Origin of the sequence: Pseudomonas sp. BJa5 (assembly GCF_030272875.2) — a bacterium.
GTDB lineage: Bacteria > Pseudomonadota > Gammaproteobacteria > Pseudomonadales > Pseudomonadaceae > Aquipseudomonas.
Window position 1 is genome coordinate 146070 of sequence record NZ_JALRNG020000007.1, and the last position, 19586, is coordinate 165655.

Below are 19586 nucleotides of genomic sequence, written 5' to 3' on the forward strand. Positions count from 1 at the left end.
TTTGTAGCCGCTGTCGCGAGGCTCGGTAGGAGCGGGCTTGCCCCGCGATCGCGTGTCATCAGTCACATCGCATCGCGGGGCAAGCCCGCTCCTACAGGATTTGAGTTCGCTCTTTGTTACTCCGCATCCAGGTGCAGCGGGGTGATCACCCGGCCATCAGGCTCGGCCTGCCCCAGGTTGGCATCGATGAAGTACACCCGGTCATCTTCCAGCTTGGCCTTGTCGACCAGGTAGTCCTTGATGCTGCTGGCCCGTGCCTGGCCCAGCTGGCGCAGCAGAACGGCGCTTTCACCCCAGGACTTGAGTACCGCCTCGCGCAGCTGGGTGGTGCGCTGTTCGCGGTCCAACTGCTCCCATTCGGCCGGTGGCTGCTGCTTGAGGCGGGTGCGGTAGATGCCTTCGAGCATCGAAGGCTTGTCGCCGTCGGGCACTTTAAGGTCCGAAGCTTGTGCCGGGACCTTGTCGCCGCGGCGCTGCAGGATCTTGTAGTAGGTGCTCTGGTATTCGCGCTCCAGACGCTGCTGGGCAATCAACGGACCGTCACTGCTCTGGGCGCTGGTGCCTTCGATTTCCAGGCGCAGGGCCGGGCGTTCCCTGAGCGCGGCGGCGAGTTTGTCCAGGGCGCCCTGGGCATCGGGAGCCAGGTCGCTGGAGCCGGGGGCGAAGGCGACACTGCCCAGGTCCTGGGCGTCGCCGCCGCTGACCAGGCCGCCAATGAACTTGAACGGTGCCTGGGCCGCACGCAGCACCAGGTTGCGCAGGGTTTGCCAGACGATCGGCATGACGCTGAACTGAGGGTCGTTGAGGTCGCCAGAGACCGGCAACTCGATGGAAATCTTGCCCTCGGTATCCTTGAGCAGCGCCACCGCCAGGCGGATCGGCAGGTCGACCGCATCGGGGCTGTCGACTTTCTCACCCAGCTGCAGCTGCTCGACCACCACCTTGTTCTCGGCCTTCAGGCGGCCCTGGGTGATGACGTAGTGCAGGTCGATGTTCAGCCGGCCCTTGCGGATGCGGAAGCCCGCAAATTTGCCCGAGTAAGGCGTCAGGGTGGTCAGCTCGACGCGTTTGAAGCTGGTGGCGATGTCCAGGCTGGCCATCGGGTCGAAGGGGTTCAGCGCGCCCTTGATGGTCACGGGCGCATAGCGATCAACCTTGCCCTTGATATCGACCTTGGCCGGTTTGGGCTGGCGATTGTCGATGGTGCCGATCTGGCCGTTGAGCTGCTGGATGGCGGTGGCGAAGTTGGGGGTCAGGCTGAAGTCGGCGAAGTTGGCCGAGCCGTCGTCGATATCGATGGCGCCGATGCGAATGCCCAGCGGCTTGCTGCTGCCGGCCGCGGGCTTGGCACTGCCCTTGGCCTGGGCCTGCGCAGTGGCGGGCTGCGGGATCAGCAGGTCATCGATGTTGGTGGTGCGGTCTTCGTTGATCATGAAGCGCGCATAGGGTTGTTTGAAGCTGACCTTGCCAATGCTCAGGGCATCGCCATGACGATAGGAGAGGCCGTCCAGGTTCAGCTGCTGCCATTTGACGAAGTCGCGGTCCTTGATGGTGTCCAGGGTGTGCAACTGGTTGACCTGGGCCTTGCCGTCGATGCTGAAGGCCAGCGGCGCGGTGCTCTTGAGATCGACATTGAGGTCGCTGCCGAGCATGCCGCTGCGCAGTTCCAGGCGGATGAAGGGGCTGATGTAGGCCTGGGCCACGCGCAGGTCGATGTCCTGGGTGCTGACCTTGAGTTTGGCGGTCACCGGTGCGAGGTTGACCTCACCGGCGGCCTGCAGCTTGCCTTGCTTGCCCACGCCGGTATCGAGCTTGAGGGTGAAGGGCGACTGGTTGAGGCTGTCGAAGTTCTGCAGGTCGAGGTTCAACGGGCCGACATCCAGCGCCACCGGCTCTTTCTGCGAGCGGTCGGCCAGGTGCACCAGGTAATTGCGCAGTTGCACGTCCTTGAGCAGCACCTGCCAGGGTTTGTCCGGCGCGTCGCTGGCTGGCTTCTCTTCGGCGGCGGCAGGCTCGGCTTTTTCCTTGGGCGTGGCCTTGGCCGGCTGGCTGGCGAACAGCTTCTGCCAGTCGAGCTGGCCATCGGACTCCAGGGCGGCCCAGGTTTCCAGCTTCTCGCTGCGGATCTTGCCGACAGTGACCAATTGCTTGGCCAGGTCCACCGAGGTCTCGCTGACATCCAGGCGGGCCAGGCGCGCCAGTTGACGGCCATCCGGCGCCTTGATGGCGAAGGGCGCAATGCTCACCGAGGTGTTGTCGAGCAGCAGCTCGGTTTGCTTGGACAGGTTGAGCTTGTAGTGGGTATCGAGGCTGACCACGCCTTCTTCCAGCACCAGCGGCACGGCATCGCGGACATAGGGCCAGAAGGCCTTCATCTTGCCGTCGGTGAGCTTCAGGGTGCCTTCGGAGGCAAGGGGCACCAGGCTGAAGGTGCCGCTCCAGTCGATGCGACCACCGTGCGGGCCGATCGCTACCAGGGTCATGTCGGAGCTATCGTCGGGCAGGGTGCTGAGGTTCTTCAGCTCCAGGTTCATCGAGTCGTAGAGGAACTCGATCGGCTCGCTGGGGCGCAGGTCCTGGAAGTGCAGGTAACCCTCATGCAGCTTGATGCTGCCGATGCGCACCGGAAACGGGTCGCTGGGCGGCGTTTCAGGCTTGGCTTCGCTGGGCGGCAGCTTGAACAGTTGAGTGAGGTTCAGGCTGCCATCCTTGGCGAACAGCAGTTCGGTACGCGGCGTGTCCAGCTCGACGCCGGCCAGGTGCAGGGCGCCGGTCCACAGGCTGTCGAGTTCGAGGTTGGCGTACAGGCGCTCGAAACCGACCTGTTCCTTGCCCGGCTCGCCGATCTTCAGGCCCCACAGGGTCAGCTCCAGGCTGAACGGGTTGAGCTCGATGCGCTGCAAGTGGGCGGGCACCGTGGCGTAGTTGGCCAACTGCTGGTTGGCGATACGCAGGGCTACCCCTGGGAGAATCAGAAAGCCGAGCAAGCTGTACAGGGCCACGGCGGCCAGCATGGCGCCGAGGGCGCGTTTCAATCCTTTGGGCATGTGTGGCGTCATCTGTCTCGAACGGGAGTGGTTGGAGTATGGCACGTAAAAACGGTTCCGAAGCTACCTCCCGAAATAGCCAAAAATTGTGTCAGAGCTGAAGAATCAAGGTCTTCAGCGGTGGCTGACCGTCCTGCGACGGAAAGTCGCTGGCCGGTTTCAGCACCTGCCAGTCGCGTACCGGGCGACCGTTTTTCTCGGCGCAGCGCAGCACCTGCTCGCGCCAGTCGTCGAGGCTGACCTTGGCCAGGTTGTTACAGCAGATCAGCACACCATCCTCGGCCGTGCTCAGCAGTGCCGGCTTGAGCAGGCTCTGGTAGTCGCGCAGCAGGTCGACGGTGCCGAAGGCGCTCTTGGCCCAGGCCGGCGGGTCGAGCAACACCAGGTCGAACTGGCGTGGCTGCAGGCGCGGGTAAGGCGGCAACTTGTGCCCGCGGCGCTGGCTGACGGGCAGGCCGGCCAGTTGGCGGATCGCCGGGAAATAGTCGGACTGGATGAACTCCATGGGCTTGAGCTGCGGGTTCAGCGCGCCATTTTCCTTGCCCACCGCCAGGTTGCCCTCGGCAAAATCGAGGTTGCAGACCTCCTTGGCGCCCCCCGCAGCGGCGCTCAGGCCGACCCCGCAGGTGTAGGCGAACAGGTTCAGCACACGCTTGCCGGCACTGTGCTGCTTGACCCAGCCACGGGCGTTGCGCAGGTCGAGGAACAGCAGCGGGTCTTGACCGGCGTGGCGGCCGCGCACCCGGTAGTTCAGGCCCCACTCGTGACCGACATGGTCGGCCAGGGCCGCTTCGCTGGCGGTATAGACCGGGTCACGGCGGTCGATACGGCTGTTGCCCTGGGAACGGTCGTTGTAGACCAGCAGCAGCTCAAGGCCGAGCTCGGCTTCGATGCAGGCATGCAGGGCCAGCAGGGTGTCGCGGTCGAGCGCCTGATGGAAGCTCTGCACCAGCAATTGCGGGCCGTAGCGGTCGATGGTCAGGCCGCCGGCGCCTTCCTGGCTGCCATGGAACAGCCGATAGCAATCGGTGCCCTGGGCATGCAGTTCGTTGAGAAGGCCCTGGCGGGCGTCGAGGGCGGCGCGCAGCGCCTGATTCAAGAGGGACATGCACGTGGCCTTGGTTTGCGGACGTGCAGTTTACCAGCAGATGCCAGGGGAGGGGCCATTGCGGCCCCTCCCGGCGCGATCAGCGCTCGATGGCCAGGGCCACGCCCTGACCGCCACCGATGCACAGGGTGGCCAGGCCTTTCCTGGCATCGCGCTTGATCATTTCATGCAGCAGGGTGACCAGCACCCGGCAACCCGAAGCACCGATCGGGTGGCCCAGGGCAATCGCGCCGCCGTTGACGTTGACCTTGGCGGCGTCCCAGCCCAGCTCCTTGCCCACCGACAGCGCCTGGGCGGCAAAGGCTTCGTTGGCTTCGATCAGGTCCAGGTCGGCCAGTTGCCAGCCGGCCTTGTCCAGGCAGCGGCGGGTGGCACTGACCGGGCCGATGCCCATGATCGCCGGGTCCACGCCGGCGTTGGCGTAGGCCTTGATCCGTGCCAGCACCGGCAGGCCCAGTTGCTGGGCCTTGGCGGCGCTCATCAGCATCACGGCGGCGGCGCCGTCGTTCAGCGACGAGGCGTTACCGGCCGTGACGGAGCCGTCCTTCTTGAAGGCCGCCTTGAGCTTGCCCAGGGATTCGGCAGTGGTACCGGCGCGTGGTTGTTCGTCGGTGCTGAAGGCCAGCGGATCGCCCTTGCGCTGGGGGATCAGGATCGGGGTGATTTCATCGACGAAGCGCCCGCTTTCGATGGCCGCGGCGGCTTTCTGCTGGGAGGCGGCGGCGAAGGCGTCCTGGTCTTCACGGCTGATGCCGTACTTTTCCACCAGGTTCTCGGCGGTGATACCCATGTGGTAGTCGTTGAAGGCGTCCCACAGGCCGTCGCTGATCATGCTGTCGACCAGGGTGCTGTGGCCCATGCGCAAACCGGTGCGCGCGCCCGGCATCACGTAGTTGGCCAGGCTCATGTTCTCCTGGCCGCCGGCAATGATCACCTCGGCGTCGCCGCAGCGGATGGCCTGGGTGGCCAGGTGCAGGGCCTTGAGGCCGGAGCCGCAGACCTTGTTCAGGGTCATGGCCGGCACGGCGTGGGGCAGGCCGGCCTTGATCGCGGCCTGGCGCGCAGGGTTTTGCCCGGCGCCGGCGGTCAGCACCTGGCCAAGGATGACTTCATCGACCAGCTCGCCGGCCACACCGGTCTGGGTCAACAGTTGGCGAATCACGGCGGCGCCCAGATCGACGGCGGGAATATTGGCCAGTGCCCCCTGGTAGCTACCGATGGCGGTACGGGTGGCGGCAACGATTACGACATCTTGCATGGCGCGGGTCCTCACTCTTATTGGATTTGGCGTCAGAACGGTACAGGCCCCGGGGGCCTGGCTAGACACCCATGGTGGCATAGATGATCGGCCGCCCGCCATTGGCGCACGGATCAGCCGATGCCCATGCGCCGTCGCGCTCGCTGCGCCGAACCGTCGCGCATGGCCCAGCGCAGCACCGGGGCGGTGCTGTTGATGCCCAGGCGGATCAAGCGGCGCTGCAGAGGGTGCTGGCAGAGGTCGAGCAGGGCGCAGGCCCAGTCCGGCAGCAGATCGATGCCCGCGCGCAGCATCAAGGCTGCCACGGGTTGGGCCAGGCGACTGGGGGCAGGTGCAGCGAGCAGCACCTGCACCACCTCATGGCTGCGCTCGTCACACCGCAGCTGTGGGCGCATGGCGTGCAGATAGTCGCTGATCTGCTGGCGCGAGCGGGGTACGTTGCGGGCGCCCAGGCGGTCGGCAATCAGGGCGATTTCATCGTAGTAGGCATCCTGCTCGGCAACCGGCATGCCCGGGTTGCGGTAGCGCAGATGGGCCGCGAGGAAACTGCTGACTTCCGCCACATGCACCCAGGTCAGCAGGTCGGGATCGCTGGCGGCGTAGGGACGACCGTCGGCGGCGGTGCCCACCACCTGCAGGTGAATGGTGCGCACCTTGTCGATCAGCCATTGGGCATCGGCGGTGGCACCGAAGGTGGTGCCGGAAATGAACTGGCTGGTGCGGCGCAGGCGCCCGAGCAGGTCCTGGCGAAAGTTGGAATGGTCCCAGACCCCGGACAGCGCCAGTGGGTGCAGCAGTTGCAGGAGCAGGGCACTGATACCGCCGACCAGCATGCTGGGGAAATCCCCGTGCACACGCCAGCTGATGCTGTCCGGGCCGAACAGCCCGGGATCGCCCTTGGGGTTTTCCAGGTCCAGCTGGCCCAGGGACAAGCCGGTGAGGCTCATCACCTGGGTTTCGATACGGCGGCGAATCGCTTCCATGGCTACCTTGTCGCGCGGCAGCCGGAGCAAGGCTGCCGCTTACTGGTTGAGACGTTTGTCGATCAGCCCCTGGACCACACTGGGGTCGGCCAGGGTCGAGGTGTCGCCCAGGTTGTCGAGCTCATTGCAGGCGATCTTGCGCAGGATGCGGCGCATGATCTTGCCGGAGCGGGTCTTGGGCAGGGCCGGGGCCCACTGGATCAGTTCGGGTTTGGCGAAGCTGCCGATTTCCTTGCTGACCAGGGCCAGCAGTTCCTGCCTGAGCCTGTCATCCGGGGTGACGCCGTTCATGGGCGTGACGAAGGCATAGATGCCCTGGCCCTTGAGGTCGTGAGGGTACCCGACTACGGCCGCTTCGGCGATGTCATCGTGCAGCACCAGTGCGCTCTCGACTTCGGCGGTGCCGATACGGTGCCCGGAGACGTTGATCACATCATCGATGCGCCCGGTTATCCACAGGTCGCCGTCGGCATCGCGGCGGGCACCGTCGCCGGTGAAATAGTAACCGGGCAGCGGTTTGAAGTAGGTGTCGATCATCCGCTGGTGGTCGCCGTACACGCTGCGGATCTGCCCGGGCCAACTGGCCTTGATGGCCAGCATTCCGCTGCCGGGGCCTTCGATCAGCTTGCCTTTGTCGTCCAGCAATACCGGTTGCACGCCGAACATCGGTTGCGTCGCGCAGCCGGGCTTGATGCGCCGGGTGCCCACCAGCGGGCTGATCATGATGCCGCCGGTCTCGGTCTGCCACCAGGTGTCGACGATGGGGCAGCGCTTCTCGCCCACGGCTTCGAAGTACCACTCCCAGGCTTCCGGGTTGATCGGCTCGCCGACGCTGCCGAGCAGGCGCAGGCTCTTGCGCGAGGTGTTCTGCAGCGGGCCTGCACCTTCGCGCATCAAGGCCCGCAGGGCGGTGGGCGCGGTGTAGAAGATGTTCACCTGGTGCTTGTCGACCACTTGCCAGAACCGCGAGGTGTCGGGGTAGTTGGGCACGCCTTCGAACATCAGGGTGATCGCACCATTGGCCAGCGGCCCGTAGACGATGTAGCTGTGTCCGGTCACCCAGCCGACATCGGCCGTGCACCAGAACACTTCGCCGTCACGGTAGTCGAACACGGTCTTGAAGGTCAGGGTGGCCTGCAGCAGGTAACCGGCGGTGGTGTGCATCACCCCCTTGGGTTTGCCGGTGCTGCCGGAGGTGTAGAGGATGAACAGCGGGTCCTCGGCGTCCATCGGCTCGGGCGGACAGTCGCCGCTGGCCTGGTTGATTGCCTCGTGGTACCAGAGGTCACGGCCCTGGCTCCAGTCGACGGCACCGCCGGTGCGCTTGATCACCACCACGCTGCTGACGTTCGGACAACTGGCCAGGGCCTTGTCGACGTTGTTTTTCAGGGGGATGGTCTTGGCGCCGCGCACGCCTTCGTCCGCGGTAATGACCGTGCGGCAGTCGGCGTCGAGGATGCGGTCACGCAGGGCGTCCGGAGAGAAACCGCCGAACACCACCGAATGGATGGCGCCGATACGGCTGCAGGCCAGCATGGCGTAGGCGGCCTCGGGGATCATCGGCATGTAGATGCAGACCCGGTCGCCTTTTTTCACCCCGCGCTGCTTGAGCACGTTAGCCAGGCGGCAGACCTTGTCGTGCAGTTCCCGATAGGTGATCACACCGGCGTCGGCGGGGTCGTCGCCTTCACGAATGATGGCCGGCTGATCGGCGCGGCTGGCCAGGTGGCGGTCGATACAGTTGTAGCTGACGTTCAGGCGGGCGCCTTCGAACCAGCGCGCCTCGCCGGTTTTCATGTCGCTGTGCTGCACGCGGGTGAAGGGTTTGATCCAGTCCAGGCGCTTGGCCTGCTCTGTCCAGAAGGCGTCGGGGTCGTCTATCGACTGGTGGTACAGGCGCTCATAGTCGGCCTGGCTCAGTTGCGCTGCCTTGCAGGTGGCATCGGCGTGGGGGTAGTCGCTGATATCGAACATGGCGGGCCCTATCCTGACGTCGTTGACACGATCCCGCGCGGGACGGGCTCGAAGAATGTCAGGACAGTGTAGCTGTTACCCCCGGCCGTGTTCGTTCGGCCAGGGGTAACACCGGCAGGATCAACCGCGGTGACGGCTGCGGAAGAAGTTGATCAGGCCCTGGGTCGAAGCGTCCTCGGCCGCGTCCTCGATGCCACCGGTCAGGCGCTGGTAGACGCCCTTGCCGAGCTCCTTGCCAAGCTCCACGCCCCACTGGTCGAAGGCGTTGATGCCCCAGATCACGCTCTGTACGAAGACCTTGTGTTCGTACATCGCCACCAGTGCGCCAAGGCGACGCGGACTGATGCGCTCGACCACCAGGGTGTTGCTCGGACGGTTGCCCGGGATCACCTTGTGCGGTGCCAGCTTGTGGATATCGGCTTCGCTCATGTCTTTGTCGCGCAGCTCGGCTTCGGCCTCGGCGCGGGTCTTGCCGAGCATCAGGGCCTGGCTCTGGGACAGGCAGTTGGCGTACAGCCACTGGTGGTGGTCGGCCACCGGGTTGAAGCTGACCACCGGGACGATGAAGTCCGCCGGGATCAACTGGGTGCCCTGGTGCAGCAATTGGTGGTAGGCATGCTGGCCGTTGCAGCCGACGCCGCCCCAGATCACCGGACCGGTGTCGTGATTGACCGGCGTGCCGTCCTGGCGAACGCTCTTGCCGTTGGACTCCATGTCCAGCTGCTGCAGGTGTTTGGTGATGTTACGCAGGTAGTGATCGTACGGCAGGATCGCGTGGCTCTGCGCACCCCAGAAGTTGCCGTACCAGACCCCCAGCAGGGCCAGCAGCACCGGCATGTTCTGCTCGAACGGTGCGTTCTGGAAATGCTGGTCCATGGTGTAGGCACCGGACAGCAGCTCCTTGAAGTTGGCGGTACCGATGGCCAGGGCGATCGGCAGGCCGATGGCCGACCACAGCGAATAGCGACCACCGACCCAGTCCCACATCGGGAAGATGTTCTCTTCACGGATACCGAAGGCCACGGCGGCGGCCTTGTTGCTGGAAACGGCGATGAAGTGCTTGTACAGCTCGGCTTCCGAGCCACCCTGGGCCAGGTACCAGCCGCGCGCCGCCTGGGCGTTCTTCAGGGTTTCCAGGGTGTTGAAGGATTTCGACGAAACGATGAACAGCGTGGTTTCGGCACGCAGCTTGGCCGACAGCTCATGGAACTCACTGCCGTCGATATTGGCCAGGTAATGGCAGCGTACGCCGCGCTGGGCATAAGGCAGCAGTGCTTCGGAGACCAGCTCGGGGCCGAGGAACGAGCCGCCGATACCGATGTTCACCACGTCGGTGATTGGTTTTTCGCTGTAGCCGCGCCACAGGCCGTCGTGAATGCGACCGACCAGCTCGGTGACCTGGTTGAGGACCTTGTGCACCTCGGGCATCACGTTGACGCCGTTCACGCTCAGCTTGTCGCCCACCGGGCGGCGCAAGGCGGTGTGCAGGGCAGGGCGGCCCTCGGAGGCATTGAGGATCTCGCCGGCGAACAGGGCCTTGATCGCCTCCTGCAAACCGACCTCATTGGCCAGGTTGACCAGCAGGCTACGGGTCTGGTCGTTGATCAGGTTCTTCGAGTAATCGAGGAACAGCCCGCAGGTGCTCAGGGAAAACTGTTCGAAGCGTTTGGGTTCGGCATTGAACGCTTCGCGCATGCTGAAGTCCTGCATGGCTTCGCGGTGCTGTTCAAGTGCCTGCCATGCGGGCAAGGTCGTGACATCGTGAGGGGTGCGGTAATACGCCATCGCTGCAGGTTTCCTTATTGCTTGAACTGCCTTGGACACTGGAAAAAGCGACCTGTTAGCAGGCTGATGCCAATTATAGGCATGCAGCCTGATTTACCGGGAGAGGGGGCAGCTGACGACCCGTTTTACTTGTCGTCCAGATTAAGGTGCAGGTTATCGATCAGGCGGGTGGCGCCGAGGATGGCGGCCACCAGAATCACCAGATCGCGGTCTTCGGCCGTGGCCGGGCGCAGGCTCAGGGCCTGGCGGACTTCCAGGTAATCCGGGCGGAACCCGGCATCGACCAGTTGTTGCTGGCCCTGGGCGATCAGCGCCGGGTAGTCGCGCTGGCCCTGTTCGATGGCCTGGGCCATGCCAGTGAGCACGCGATACAGCGCCGGGGCGACATCGCGCTGCTCCTGGCTCAGGTAGCCATTGCGCGACGACAGCGCCAGGCCGTCTTCGGCGCGCACGGTCGGCTCGCCAATGATCTGGATCGGCATGTTCAGGTCACGCACCAGCGCGCGGATCACCGCCAGCTGCTGGAAGTCCTTCTGGCCGAACACGGCCAGGTCCGGCTGGACCATGTTGAACAACTTGCTGACCACGGTCGCCACACCTTCGAAGTGGCCCGGGCGGCTGGCGCCGCAGAGCCCTTCGGACAGCTGTGGAACACTGACCCGGGTCTGGCCGGCCATGCCGTCGGGGTACATCTCTTCGACGGTCGGGGCGAACAGCAGGTGGCAACCGGCCTGGAGCAGCGTCTCCTGGTCGGCGGCGAGGGTCCGCGGGTATTTGTCGAGGTCTTCGCTGGGGCCGAACTGCAGCGGGTTGACGAAGATGCTCGCGACTACGAAATCGACGCGTTGCGCCGCCTTGGTCACCAGCGCGGCATGACCGCTGTGCAGGTTGCCCATGGTCGGTACGAAACCGATGCGTTTGCCTTCACTGCGTGCACGCGCCACGGCGGCGCGCAGTTCGCGGACGGTCTTGACTGTATTCATGCACTGAACCCGTGTTCGCTGCCTGGGAAGCTGACGTCCTTGACGGCTGTTACATAGGCCTTGAGCGCACCCTGGATGTCGCTCTGGCCGGTCATGAAGTTTTTCACGAACTTGGGCACCCGGCCAGTCAGCGACAGCCCGAGCATGTCGTGGAGCACCAGCACCTGACCATCGGTCGCACTGCCGGCACCGATGCCGATGACCGGGATGCTCACCGCCTGGGTGATCTCTTCGGCCAGTTCGCTGGGTACGCATTCGAGCAGCAGCATGGCGGCACCCGCCTGCTCCAGGGCAATGGCGTCGGCGCGCATCTGCCGGGCCTGGTTTTCCTGGCGGCCCTGGACCTTGTAGCCGCCGAGGATATTGACCGCCTGCGGGGTCAGGCCCAGGTGCGCGCACACCGGCACGCCGCGCTCGGCCAGCAGGCGAATGGTCTCGGCCAGCCAGGCCGCGCCTTCGACCTTGATCATGTGGGCGCCAGCCTGCATCAGGGCGCCACAGTTGGCGAAGGCCTGGTCGGCGGTGGCATAGGCCATGAACGGCAGGTCGGCGAGGATCAGGGCCCCTTCGTTACCGCGCTTGACGCACGCGGTGTGGTAGGCCATCTCGGCGGTGGTGACCGGCAAGGTGCTGTCATGGCCCTGCAGGACCATGCCCAGGGAGTCACCCACCAGCAGGACTTCCACGCCGGCGCGACTGGCGGCCTGGGCGAAGGTCGCGTCGTAGCAGGTCAGCATGGTGATTTTTTCACCCTTGGCCTTGAGGCTCTGCAGGGTGGTCAGGGTTACTTCTGGCATGAAAAGGAATCCTCGTTCAGGCGCTGTGAAAAACGACTGCGTACAACGCATGTATTCATCTTCTGGAACAGCACATCATCGATCGTGGTGTTTTGGTTACGACCTGTTCCAGGCCTATATACGCCTTTTTGCGGCGCGCAGGCGCCACGGGACGCCTATAGTCGTGAGGGAGGGGGCTGAAGTCAATTACCCTGTTACCGCATTGTTACGATTACGCCGCTACGGGCGTTACCGCGTGGGCAAACGCCCGGCTACAGGCGTTCCAGGCCGACGAACGGGCAATCTGCCAGTAACTGCGCAAGGCGGCGCCGGTCGGCCAGCACGAAGTCTTCGGCGACCAGTTCGGCCAGGGGATAGAGGACGAACGGTCGTGCCTGCATGTGGTAATGCGGCACCTTCAGGCGCGGGATGTCGATGACCTGGTCGCCGTACAGGAGGATGTCCAGGTCGAGGGTGCGCGGGCCCCAGCGCTCCAGGCGCACGCGGCCCTGGGCCGTTTCGATGGCCTGCAGGCCGTCGAGCAGTTCCAGGGGCGCCAGGGTGGTGTCCAGGGCGGCGACGGCGTTGGTGTAGCGCGGCTGGCCAGGCGACAGCGATTCGCTGCTGTAGAACGCAGAAACCGCCGCTACCGTCGTAGCAGGAAGCTGGCCCAGCGCCTCGACGGCGCTGTGCAGTTGCTCCTGCGGTTCATCCAGGTTGCTGCCCAGGCCGATGTACACGCGCTCCATGGTTATTCGCCCGCACCGTCGGCGCGCTTGCGCTTGCTCGGGCTGCGCTTGCGTTTGCGCGGGGCGGCGCCGGTACCTTCGTCACGGCTGCCCAGGTCGCGGATCATGTCGCGCCGCTCGCTGTCGTTGCTGTCCTGGTAGTCGGTCCACCACTGGCCCAGGCCATCGGTTTCCTCGCCTGCGCTTTCACGCAGCAACAGGAAATCGTAGCCGGCACGGAAGCGCGGGTTGTCCAGCAGCAGGTCGGCACGCTTGCCGCTGCGCCGTGGCAGGCGTTCCTGCATGTCCCAGATCTCGCGGATGGGCATGGTGAAACGCTTGGGGATCGCGATGCGTTGGCACTGCTCGGCAATCAGCTCGTGGGCGGCTTCGTTCATCGCCGGGATCGGCGGCATGCCGCGGCTCTGCAGGCGCAGCGCGCGACCCGGCAGGGCCGGCCAGAGCAGGGCAGCGAACAGGAAGGCCGGGGTCACCGGTTTGCCCTGCTTGATGCGCAGGTCGGTGTTGATCAAGGCCTGGCTGATCAGGGTGTGGGTGTAGGTCGGGTGTTCTTCCAGGGCCTCGGCACTGGCCGGGAACAGTGGGTCGAACAGCTGCAGGTCGACCAGCATCTCGAAGGTGTCGGCAGCCTGGCCGGAGAGGAACAGCTTGAGCGTTTCCTCGAACAGGCGGGCGGCCGGAATCTCGCGCAGCATCGGTGCGAGCTGGCGGATCGGCTGCACGGTGTGCTTCTCGATGCCGAAGTTCAGCTTGGCGGCGAAACGCACGGCGCGCAGCATGCGCACCGGGTCTTCCTGGTAGCGCTGGGTCGGGTCACCGATCAGGCGGATCAGGCGGTTGCGGATGTCGTGTACGCCATTGGCGTAGTCGAGGATGCGCTCGCTGACCGGATCGTAGTACAGGGCATTGATGGTGAAGTCACGGCGTTGCGCGTCTTCTTCCAGGGTGCCATAGACGTTGTCGCGCAGAATCCGCCCGCTCTCGTTACGCGACGAGGTGTGGCTGTCTTCCGCTTCGCTTTCCGGGTGGTTGGCGCGGAAGGTGGCGACTTCGATGATTTCACGACCGAAGTGGATGTGAACCAGCTTGAAACGGCGGCCGATGATGCGCGCATTGCGAAACTCGGCGCGGACTTGTTCAGGGGTGGCACTGGTGGCGACGTCGAAGTCCTTGGGGGTGATGCCCAGGAGTTGGTCGCGCACGCAGCCACCGACCAGATAGGCCTGGTAGCCAGCGTTTTGCAGGCGCTCGACGATGCTCACCGCATGACGACTGAACTGGCCACGTTGCAGCGAATGTTGACCGCTATTGATCACTTCAGGCGTGGTGCGCTTGTGGTGCGGACCACGTACGGGAGGACGGAACGACTGGAACAGCTTCTTCAGCATGGGATGCACTGTTTGAAGGAATGTTCGGCCAAGGAATCAGGAATGGCCGCATGATGGCCGGGGATTCTAGCATTTACTGGCGAGATGGTGTAGGCGGTCGCGTCTAGGGGCGCGGGGAAGGGGAGAAACTACAAGGGGAGCCGAAGCTCCCCAAGAAGTAGTTGCGTGCTCTTATTGTTTTTCTGCCGGGCTTCTTGTTTTTGTTGAGCGCCCTGCCCACAAAGAAAGCTTGTGGGCGGTATCCCTAACCGGGATCAAGAGCAAACGGATTGCTTTGGTCGCTGAGGTTGCAATGATCATGTGATCCAACCAGTTCAGGCTCTGCTAGAGTGCAGTTTTTGTTGTTCTCTGCCTGGTTGTGGGGCGAGCCCCAAAAACAACTCCTCTCCAAAAGAATCAGTTAGCTGCGTCTCCGCCGTCTTGTTCTTATTGTGCGTGAGCCGATTCGTCTTATTTTTATTGTCTTTTGCAGTGCTTGTTATTGTTCTTGTACCAAACATATAGCAGGTGCCGTGCCAACTTTTGCAAACCCCAGTAAAACAAGGGGTTGCAGCGATTTCGGGGTGTAAATGGGGCGAAAAAAAACCGGGGCTTCGTTACCGTAAGCCCCGGTTTTTGTTACGAGATTGTGGCAGGGTAACAGTTTGTCGCGAAACGACTGTGTTACCGCCGGCACCCCCCGGTGACAGCTGAAAGGGATCAGCTGTCGCTGGTGGCACCGCTCTTGCGCCGCGGGATGCCCAGGCGCTGGCGGCGCTCCCACAGGCACTTGCGACTGACCCCGAGCTTGCGTGCCAGTTCGGTCTCGGTCATGTGGTCCTGGTGCTCGAGGACGAAGTGCTGGAAGTAGTCCTCCAGCGACAGGTCTTCGGTCGGTTCGTGACTGGTGGCGTTGGCCGGGCTGCCATTGCCGGGCAGGCTGGCGAACGGCTCGTCGTCGTCCAGGTCGCTCAGTTCGATATCGATACCCAGCAGGTCGGCGGAAATTTCCGGGCTTTCGCACAGAATCACCGCGCGCTCCACGGCGTTCTCCAGTTCACGCACGTTACCTGGCCAGGAGTAGTGCCGAATGGCCTGTTCGGCATCGTGGCCGAAGCGCAGGTCGTTACGGCCGATGCGCGCGCTCTGGCGGGCGAGGAAGGCGTTGGCGATCTCGTTGACGTCGGCGCCGCGCTCGCGCAGGGCGGGCAGCTTGAGGGCGATGACGTGCAGGCGGTAGTAGAGGTCCTCACGGAACTGGCCGAGCTTGGCCAGGTTCTTCAGGTCGCGGTGGGTCGCGGCGATCAGGCGCACATCGACCTTCTGCGACTGCACCGAGCCGACCCGGCGGATCTCGCCTTCCTGCAGCACGCGCAACAGGCGGGCCTGGGCTTCCAGCGGCAGTTCGCCGATTTCGTCGAGGAACAGGGTGCCGCCGTCGGCCGCTTCGACCAGGCCGGCACGACCGGCGCTGGCGCCGGTGAACGCGCCTTTCTCGTGGCCGAACAGTTCCGACTCGATCAGGGTTTCCGGAATGGCCGCGCAGTTCACCGAGATCATCGGTGCCTTGGCCCGGCGCGAAAGATTGTGCAGGGCGCGGGCGACCAGCTCTTTACCGGTGCCCGACTCGCCCTGGATCAGCACATTGGAATCGGTGGGGGCGACCTTGCGGATCTTGCCGTACAGATCCTGCATGGGCGGGCAGGAGCCGATGATGCCGATCTCGCCGTTGGCGGCAGTGCTGGCGCCTTTGTCGGCGGTGGCACTCTTGCCGTTGCCGCGCGCTTCGGCAGGTACCGCCGGGGCGTTCTGGCGGTCGCGCAGGATGCGCGCCACGGCCTGGAGCATCTCGTCGTGGTCGAAAGGCTTGGCGATGTAGTCCACCGCGCCCATCTTCATCGAGTCGACGGCCGAGCGCAGGCTGGCGTAGCTGGTCATGATCAGCACCGGGGTGCCCTGGCCGAGCTTGATCAGTTCAGTGCCCGGGGCGCCAGGCAGGCGCAGGTCGCTGACGATCAGGTCGAAGGTGGCAATGCTGAAGCGTTCCTGGGCTTCCTGGACCGAGCCGGCTTCGCTGACCTGGTACTGGTTACGCTCCAGCAGTCGACGCAGCGCCGAGCGGATGATGGTTTCGTCTTCGACGATCAGAATGTGAGGCATTGATTCAATTCTCTCGACGGTCTCAGTTCACAGCGGACGTCGCTACGACATGACGCGGCAGGGTCACACGGATCCGGGTGCCACGCTGGCTCTGGGTATCGGCCGGGCTGTCGATGGTGATTTGTCCATAATGCTCTTCCACGATGGAATAGACCAGAGCAAGCCCCAGTCCGGTACCTTCGCCCGGGTCCTTGGTAGTGAAGAAGGGTTCGAACAGACGATCCATGATGTTTTTCGGAATACCGCTGCCTTCGTCCTCGACGATCAGGTCGACGGTATGTTCGCTGGCCTCGCTCTTGACCCGCACGGCACTGCCGGGAGGCGAGGCATCGCGGGCGTTGGACAGCAGATTGATCAGGACCTGGGCCAGGCGCTGCGGGTCGCCATCGACCCAGTGCTCGGGGTCGCACAGGTTGAAGAACTGTACTTCGAAATTGCGCCGGTTCAAGGCCAGCAGACCGATGGCGTCCTGGGCCACTTCGGCCAGGCACACCGGCTCGTCGCTGTGCTGGTGGCTGCCGGCGTGGGCGAAGCTCATCAGCGACTGGACGATGCGCGAGATACGTTTGGTCTGCTCGAGGATCTGGCTGCTCAGTTCGGTGATCTCTCCGTCTTCCTCGCGCTCTTCGCGCAGGTTCTGCGCCAGGCACGCGATGCCGGTGACCGGGTTGCCGATCTCGTGGGCCACCCCGGCGGCCAGGCGACCGATGCTGGCCAGGCGTTCGGAGTGCACCAGCTTGTCTTCCAGGGCCTGGGTTTCGGTGAGGTCTTCGACCAGCAGCACCAGGCCGCTGTTGCCCGGCGCCAGGGGTTCGTCGATGGCCGCCTTGTGCAGGTTCAGCCAGCGGGTCTGGCCGTCCAGGCCCAGGCGCTGTTTGTGCAGGTGTTCATCGGGCACGTTGATGAAGCCCAGCAGCAGCCCGCGCCAGGGTTCGCCGATGGTGGTCAGGCGCGAACCGACCACGCGCTTGGCGGCAATCCCGGTGAGCTCTTCCATGGCCTTGTTCCACATCAGGATTTCCTGGTCCTTGGCCAGCGAGCAGACGCCCATGGGCAATTCCTGCAGGGTCTGGCGGTGGTAGCGCCGCAGGGCGTCGAGCTCGGCGGCAAGGCCAGTCAGGCGCGAGTGATAGTCTTCCAGACGACTTTCGATGAAGTGAATGTCTTCGGTCACGTAGTTTTCGTTGCCGGACTTGTACGGCAGGAAGGTTTCCACCATGTCCTGGGCAACGCTGGGGCCCATCAGGCCCGAGAGGTTGGCTTCGATCCGGTCGCGCAGGCGGCGCAGGGCGTAGGGGCGGCGTTCATCGAAGGGCAGGTAGAGGTCGCGCAGGGCCTGCTCCACTTCCTTCTGTGCAGCCTTGGCACCCAGCGGCTTGGCCAGTTGCGTGGCGAACTCCTGGGGCGAGGCGGCATGCAGCTCGCGTCGCTGCGGGCGACGCACGTTATCCACGGCACAGGCTTCGGCGGCGCTGACTTCTTCGTTGCTGGCGTTGGTGAACAGCGAGATCAGGGTGAACAGCAGCACGTTCGCCGCCAGCGAGGCGATGGCCGCCATGTGCCAGCTGGTGTCGTCGAGCACGTAGATCATGTTCAGCAGCGGGATATAGAAGCCCTGCAGGTTGCCCACCAGCGGCAACAGCATGGTCACCATCCACACCAGGATCCCGGCCAGCAGCCCGGCAATGAAGCCGCGGCGGTTGGCGGTCGGCCAGTACAGCACCGAGAGCACGCCCGGCAGGAACTGCAGGGTGGCGACGAAGGCGACGATGCCGAGGTTGGCCAGGTCCTGCTGGCTTTCCAGGGTCAGGTAGAAGCCGAAGCCGGCGGCGATGATGGCGACGATCAGGGCGCGGCGGGTCCACTTCAGCCAGCGGTAGATGTTGCCCTCGGCCGGTGGCTGGTACAGCGGCAGCACCAGGTGGTTCAGGGCCATGCCCGATAGCGCCAGGGTGGTGACGATGATCAGCCCGCTGGACGCCGATAGCCCGCCGACATAGGCGAGCAAGGCCAGCGCCTGGTTGTTGGCGGCGATGCCCAGGCCCAGGGTGAAGTATTCCGGGCTGGTGCTGGCGCCCATCTTCAGGCCGGCCCAGAGAATCAGCGGCACGGCCAGGCTCATCAACAGCAGGAACAGCGGCAGGCCCCAGCTGGCGCTGACCAGCGAGCGCGGGTTGAGGTTCTCGGTGAAGGCCATGTGGTACATGTGCGGCATGACGATGGCCGAGGCGAAGAACACCAGCAGCAGGGTGCGCCATGGGCCCTCCTGCAAGGGGGTATGCAGCGCGGCCAGGGCCGTCTGGTTCTGCAGCAACCACACTTCCAGTTGATGCGGGCCGCCGAACACGCCGTACAGGGCATACAGGCCGATACCGCCCAGGGCCAGCAGCTTGATCACCGATTCGAAGGCGATGGCGAATACCAGGCCCTCGTGCTTTTCCCGGGTGGCGATGTGCCGGGAACCGAAGAAGATGGTGAACAGGGTGATCAGGGCGCAGAAGGCCAGGGCCACCCGGGCCTTGACCGGCTCGCCGGTGAGGATGCTGATGGAGTCGGCCACGGCCTGGATCTGCAGGGCCAGCAGCGGCAGCACGCCGATCAGCATGAACACCGTGGTCAGGGCTCCGGCCCAGGTGCTGCGAAAGCGAAAGGCGATCAGGTCGGCCAGCGATGACAGCTGGTAGGTGCGGGTGATCTTGAGGATCGGATAGAGCAGCACCGGTGCCAGCAGGAAGGCCCCGGAAACACCCAGGTAACAGGCCAGGAAACCATAACCGTACTGGTAGGCCAGGCCCACCGAGCCGTAGAAGGCCCAGGCACTGGCGTAGACGCCCAGCGAAAGGGTGTAGGTCAGGGGGTGGCGAATGATCGAGCGCGGGATCATGCCGCGTTCGCTGACCCAGGCCACGCCGAACAGCACCAGCAGGTAGGCGGCGCTGATCAGGATCATCTGGGTCAGGCTAAAGCTCATCGGCATCACGTTGGCTCTGCAGGATAAAGGTCACGACGATCAGGATCAGCCAGAGCAGGTAAGGGCGATACCAGGCACCGGTTGGCTCGATCCACCAGTCCATGATGGCCGGGGAGAACAGGTAGATCCCCACGACCAGAAGCAGGACCAAACGATAGATATACATGCTGGCCTCAAAGGTTAGGGCGCTGCGGCTTGAACTTATTATTGGCGCAAATGGCTGCGGCGATGGTAACGGATGGGCTGACGGCTGCAAACGGGCTGGCGCAATTTAGCCAAAGTTTTGAATTTATTGGGCTTTTGACGTATCTGATTGTTGCTGGTGGTAGGAGCGGGGGTTGCCCCCCCATTCGTGAAAAAAGAACCCACGCAAAACAGGGGCAGCCCCCCACAACACCCCTGAAGAGGAGTTACCCATGAAGCAC

Annotated in this window: 13 protein-coding genes; all 13 read right to left on the reverse strand. The window is 64.3% G+C overall.

The annotated features are described in order from the left end of the window. Nucleotides 1–116: 116 nt before the first annotated feature. The 13 genes from M2D63_RS06390 to M2D63_RS06450 all read right to left on the reverse strand — a co-directional run bounded on the left by M2D63_RS06390 (nucleotide 117) and on the right by M2D63_RS06450 (nucleotide 19327). Entirely contained in the window at nucleotides 117–3047 is a 2931-nt protein-coding gene (locus M2D63_RS06390) for a DUF748 domain-containing protein (RefSeq protein WP_285861980.1), read from the reverse strand. Nucleotides 3048–3138: 91 nt separating this feature from the next. Continuing rightward, nucleotides 3139–4155 carry a class I SAM-dependent rRNA methyltransferase gene (locus M2D63_RS06395; protein ID WP_285861981.1) on the reverse strand — a complete coding sequence of 339 codons (1017 nt, stop codon included), beginning with the start codon at nucleotides 4153–4155 and terminating at the stop codon, nucleotides 3139–3141. 79 nt (nucleotides 4156–4234) lie between these two features. Next, entirely contained in the window at nucleotides 4235–5413 is a 1179-nt protein-coding gene (locus M2D63_RS06400) for an acetyl-CoA C-acetyltransferase (RefSeq protein ID WP_285861982.1), read from the reverse strand. Nucleotides 5414–5526: 113 nt separating this feature from the next. Next, on the reverse strand, nucleotides 5527–6396 hold the full coding sequence (locus M2D63_RS06405) for an oxygenase MpaB family protein (protein ID WP_285861983.1): 870 nt from the start codon (nucleotides 6394–6396) through the stop codon (nucleotides 5527–5529). Nucleotides 6397–6435: 39 nt separating this feature from the next. After that, entirely contained in the window at nucleotides 6436–8370 is a 1935-nt protein-coding gene (gene acs, locus M2D63_RS06410) for an acetate--CoA ligase (RefSeq protein WP_285861984.1), read from the reverse strand. A 120-nt stretch (nucleotides 8371–8490) separates the two neighbouring features. Beyond that, nucleotides 8491–10155, reverse strand: coding sequence for a glucose-6-phosphate isomerase (gene pgi, locus M2D63_RS06415; RefSeq protein ID WP_285861985.1), 1665 nt, complete (start codon nucleotides 10153–10155; stop codon nucleotides 8491–8493). A gap of 125 nt (nucleotides 10156–10280) precedes the next feature. After that, nucleotides 10281–11138, reverse strand: coding sequence for a pantoate--beta-alanine ligase (gene panC / locus M2D63_RS06420; RefSeq protein WP_285861986.1), 858 nt, complete (start codon nucleotides 11136–11138; stop codon nucleotides 10281–10283). Continuing rightward, the gene (gene panB / locus M2D63_RS06425) at nucleotides 11135–11935 is read right to left on the reverse strand and encodes a 3-methyl-2-oxobutanoate hydroxymethyltransferase (RefSeq protein ID WP_285861988.1); all 801 of its coding nucleotides are present in this window, start codon (nucleotides 11933–11935) and stop codon (nucleotides 11135–11137) included. The genes panC and panB overlap by 4 nt, the downstream gene beginning before the upstream one ends. Before the next feature lie 251 nt (nucleotides 11936–12186). Then, complete coding sequence (gene folK, locus M2D63_RS06430; RefSeq protein WP_285861989.1) at nucleotides 12187–12663, reverse strand: 2-amino-4-hydroxy-6-hydroxymethyldihydropteridine diphosphokinase; 477 nt, start codon at nucleotides 12661–12663, stop codon at nucleotides 12187–12189. Between the two features lie 2 nt (nucleotides 12664–12665). Beyond that, the gene (locus tag M2D63_RS06435; RefSeq protein WP_285861990.1) at nucleotides 12666–14051 is read right to left on the reverse strand and encodes a polynucleotide adenylyltransferase PcnB; all 1386 of its coding nucleotides are present in this window, start codon (nucleotides 14049–14051) and stop codon (nucleotides 12666–12668) included. 699 nt (nucleotides 14052–14750) lie between these two features. Further along, nucleotides 14751–16190, reverse strand: a complete 1440-nt coding sequence (locus M2D63_RS06440) for a sigma-54 dependent transcriptional regulator (RefSeq protein WP_285861991.1) — start codon at nucleotides 16188–16190, stop codon at nucleotides 14751–14753. Between the two features lie 22 nt (nucleotides 16191–16212). Further along, on the reverse strand, nucleotides 16213–19167 hold the full coding sequence (locus M2D63_RS06445) for a sensor histidine kinase (RefSeq protein WP_285861992.1): 2955 nt from the start codon (nucleotides 19165–19167) through the stop codon (nucleotides 16213–16215). Further along, entirely contained in the window at nucleotides 19151–19327 is a 177-nt protein-coding gene (locus M2D63_RS06450; protein ID WP_003250005.1) for a hypothetical protein, read from the reverse strand. Before M2D63_RS06450 ends, M2D63_RS06445 begins: the two co-directional genes overlap by 17 nt. Nucleotides 19328–19586 lie beyond the last annotated feature (259 nt).